A 3,839-nucleotide genomic window follows, 5' to 3' on the forward strand; every position below is an offset into this window, starting at 1 on the left:
GAATTAGAGTATGCAAAAAAAAATGCAAAGAAATATAATGTTATAAATCATAAGATAATTATGTTAGATAGTCAATTATTTTGTGATTCAGCACTTGTTAACACCAATAAAAACCTTTCTATTTATAAAAAAGGAGATAAGCCTAACGGTCAAGAAAATGCTTATGTACCTTATAGAAATTTAATTTTTTTAAGCTTAGCTTTAAGTTTGGCTGAGTCTTATAAAATAAATGAGGTTTATGTTGCATTTAATAAAGATGATAGTAGAAATTTTTGGGACTGTTCTAATTCCTTTTTATTAAAACTACAATCTATTTCTAAGAATACCAATACTATAATAGAAGCACCATTAATTAATTTAACAAAAGCTGAAGTTATTACATTGGCAAATGAATTAAATGTCGACTTAAGTGAAACCATTAGTTGTTACCATCCAAAATATAATAAAGAATGTGGTCAATGTCTTAGTTGTTTATTAAAAAGAGAAGCTATAAGTGACTTTTAAAATGGATAAACCTTAATGTTAATTATTATTTAAAAATGAGTGTTCTTTTCTGTAAAGGGAGTAATTATGCAGATATTTAATGCTAGATACTAACCAATGAATAAACAAACCAACGCCTTAGGTGTAGAAAAAATTAGTAAGCTACTGTTAAAACAAGGCATACCAGCCGCTATAGGTATTTTGGTTATGTCTGTAAATATGATAGTAGATACTATTTTTGTTGGCCGCTGGATTGGTGTATTAGCTATAGCAGCCGTAACTGTAGTATTACCAATCGCCTTTTTAATATCGTCTATAGGCATGGGTATTGGCATTGGCGGAAGCTCTATAATTTCCAGAGCCTTAGGCGCAGACAATGCAACAAAAGCCTTTAAAGTCTTTGGAAACCAAATAAGTTTAACCGTAGGTTTATCGATTCTATTTGTATTTCTAGGCACGTTTTTCTGCTTACCAATATTAGAACTCTTTGGAGCCAAAGGAGACATTACAGCTCCTGCTACCAGTTATTTTCATGTTATAGTATGGGGCGTACCATTTCTAGCATTTGCTATGATGGGGAATCCAGTAATTAGAGCAGTTGGTAAGCCCAATTATGCCATGTTTACACTAATATTTCCAGCCATTGCTAATATTGCTCTAGATGTCGTCTTTATAAAGTATATGGATTTAGGCATGTATGGTGCAGGTTTAGCAACAGCAATATCTTATGCCGTATCGGGTTTATTTGTATTGTGGTTTTTCTTGTCTAAACATTCCGAGTTAAAAATAATTCCTAAATACTTTGCTATTAATTGGCCAATTCTAAAAGAAATTGTGGCTTTAGGTGGTGTAACAGTAGTTAGGCAAGGTACCATAAGTATATTAGTAATTGTATTAAACTATACACTTTTTAAATATGGAGGCGAACTCTCTATTGCTGTATATGGTATTATTAATAGAGTCATGCTATTTGCCTTATTTCCTGTTCTTGGAGTTGTACAAGGCTTTTTACCTATAGCAGGATATAATTACGGTGCTAACGATGTAAAGCGTGTAAAGCAAACCATAAACACAGCTATTCTTTACGGTACAGCCATTGCTACACTTATATTTATAATTATTATGATATTTCCAGGGGAACTTGTTAGGATTTTTACAGAAGACCAAGCCTTACTACAAGCTACGCCCAATGCCTTAATTATTGCATTTTTAGCAACTCCAGTAATAACAACACAGCTTATAGGATCTGCTTACTTTCAAGCCGCAGGCAAAGCATTACCAGCATTAATTTTAACCTTATTAAAGCAAGGTATATTTTTAATTCCTTTGGTGTTTTTTCTACCTAGATTTTATGGTATAAATGGGGTATGGATGGCGTTTCCTATCGCCGATATTTCATCTACACTGGTTACTTATTTGTATTTAAAGAAAGAGATAAAGCTAAACTTAAAATAGAAGGAATGTAACCTCTTTTTAAGCATTTAAAAACATCTTTTTAATTTGTTCTAAATCTAACCCTTCAAAATAATTAGCAAGTGGTAGCATTCCATCTATCGCTAAAGTAATAAGTGCTGTTGTAACTTCGCCATTACTAAGTAAATACTCTTCAATAATAGTTTCTTTATCTATATCAATAATTAAAAGCAAAGCAGCGACTACTATACCCGTTCTGTCTTTTCCAGATAAACAGTGTATTAAAACAGGGTATTGAAGTTTTGGGTTTTCAAAAGTTTTTATAATACTGTTTAACCAGCGTTTTACTTCCTTTTGGCTAGTATCATATTTTTCAATGTTGTTAGCCATAGAAAAATGAAGGTAGTTACAATTAAAGTCTTCAAAATCTGCACGTTTGCGTAAGTTAATAATAGTTTTACAGTGTGCTATTTCTAAAATGTCTTTTACATAATCTATACTACCACCTCTATATAATTTACCTTCAGGAAGCACTTGTTCACCTAAAATGAGGTTAATGTATGCCCCAACATCTCTAAAATTTACGCATCCTTCTGTATAATCTAAGCCCATAAGTAATACTTCTTAAGCTTATAAAACTAGTCTATTTAATTTATAATTAAAGTGTAATCGATATCATTAATATCTAATAACTTATATATTGATGGTGTTTTAGTGGTTAAAAGTGTTTTTAACTCTTTAATTTCTTGAGTATTAAATATTAAAAGTAAGTTTTTTTGTAACGAAGGAATAGGAATGCGTCTTTTTAGTTTAGAGCAAGCATATTTTTGCCCAGCATGGTCTAATTCTATATTAAGAATATAATTTTTAAAGGCATCAAAATCGTCTTGATTAAATTCAAAAAAAAGGTTGTTAAATATTAATTGGTAGCTATTACAGCCTTTACATATAGATAATTCCCCACTTTTTACTGTAGCTATTGTTTTTAGTTTATGGCACATGTTTTATTGTTTTAATCAATTAATAGCAATCCATTTTTAATTGTCCAGAATTTTCAAGCGTACTTAAAGAACAATTTAATTGCGTTGTTATTATCTGCTCTAAAGTTTGTAATACGGCATTTTGCATAGACATAGAGCCACATAGCATAATAACACTTCCGTTTTGTATTGCTTTGCTTATAAAGTCTTTTTGCTCTAATAATAAATCTTGTACATATATTTTTTTATCGTAAACTCTAGAATAGGCCACATGTATACTAGATAAGGTTTTATTTGCAAAAGCATTATCTACTAATTGGGAGTACATACCAAAGGACTCTTGTGTACGGCCTCCCCAAAATAAATGTGTTTTTATTTGTGTCTTGTTGTCGTTAATCATGCCTAAAAAAGGCGCTATGCCTGTACCGTTAGCAATCATTATAACTTCTTTGGCGTGTTTAGGGAGATAAAAATTAGGGTTACGTTCTATTGTTGCAGTAATCATGTCGTTAGTTTTTAATTGGTAGAGTATATTAGAGCATTTACCTAATTCATGCTTTTTAACACTTAATACAATAGAGTCATTTAATTTACCTATAGAGTAGAGGCGCTTTACAGGATCGTTATTTGGGTAAATAGCTAATAAGTCTCCAGAGGTAAATGGAGTACGTTTAGTAGGTTTTAACGTTAATAAAAAAGAGTGGTCTACATTTAATGGGCTTTTATCTTTTACTAAAAACGTGATGTCTTTTTTTCTAGATTTGGTATTAGTTATAGGAGATAATTTTAATGTTAAACCAACACTTTTACTCCATTGTTTTGCCCATTCTTTAAAGATTTCAAAAGATTGATTGTTTATTTTACATAAAGGACTATTAGGAATAAAACTTGGATGCAATTGTAACATTGCATCTACCATTAGTGCATATTTACAATACTTAGGATATACAAGAGAGCCAAACC

General features: G+C 30.8%; 4 protein-coding genes and 1 pseudogene. 2 read left to right on the plus strand and 3 right to left on the minus strand.

All coding sequences use genetic code 11. The features are described from left to right. On the plus strand, window positions 1–504 hold a 504-nt coding region (locus tag ACVC2P_RS01545; RefSeq protein ID WP_452596724.1), incomplete at its 5' end, for a 7-cyano-7-deazaguanine synthase. Window positions 505–600: 96 nt separating this feature from the next. Then, window positions 601–1,938: an MATE family efflux transporter gene (locus ACVC2P_RS01550; RefSeq protein ID WP_452596725.1), complete on the plus strand. Its 1,338-nt coding sequence runs from the start codon at window positions 601–603 to the stop codon at window positions 1,936–1,938. An 18-nt stretch (window positions 1,939–1,956) separates the two neighbouring features. Here ACVC2P_RS01550 and ACVC2P_RS01555 read toward each other — a convergent pair whose 3' ends face one another. The 3 genes and pseudogenes from ACVC2P_RS01555 to ACVC2P_RS01565 form a co-directional block, all read right to left on the minus strand. Continuing rightward, window positions 1,957–2,508 carry a tyrosine-protein phosphatase gene (locus tag ACVC2P_RS01555; RefSeq protein ID WP_452596726.1) on the minus strand — a complete coding sequence of 184 codons (552 nt, stop codon included), beginning with the start codon at window positions 2,506–2,508 and terminating at the stop codon, window positions 1,957–1,959. A 35-nt stretch (window positions 2,509–2,543) separates the two neighbouring features. Further along, on the minus strand, window positions 2,544–2,897 hold the full coding sequence (locus ACVC2P_RS01560; RefSeq protein ID WP_452596727.1) for a DUF6686 family protein: 354 nt from the start codon (window positions 2,895–2,897) through the stop codon (window positions 2,544–2,546). Between the two features lie 19 nt (window positions 2,898–2,916). Continuing rightward, window positions 2,917–3,839: pseudogene (locus tag ACVC2P_RS01565) on the minus strand (PepSY domain-containing protein); the annotation flags it as partial.

The sequence above is a fragment of the Pontimicrobium sp. MEBiC01747 genome, from assembly GCF_053601635.1.

Coding starts and splice junctions, on each gene's coding strand:
- ACVC2P_RS01555 (WP_452596726.1), bottom strand. CDS start 2,508: ATGGGCTTAGATTATACAGAAGGATGCGTAAATTTTAGAGATGTTGGG.
- ACVC2P_RS01560 (WP_452596727.1), bottom strand. CDS start 2,897: ATGTGCCATAAACTAAAAACAATAGCTACAGTAAAAAGTGGGGAATTA.
- ACVC2P_RS01550 (WP_452596725.1), top strand. CDS start 601: ATGAATAAACAAACCAACGCCTTAGGTGTAGAAAAAATTAGTAAGCTA.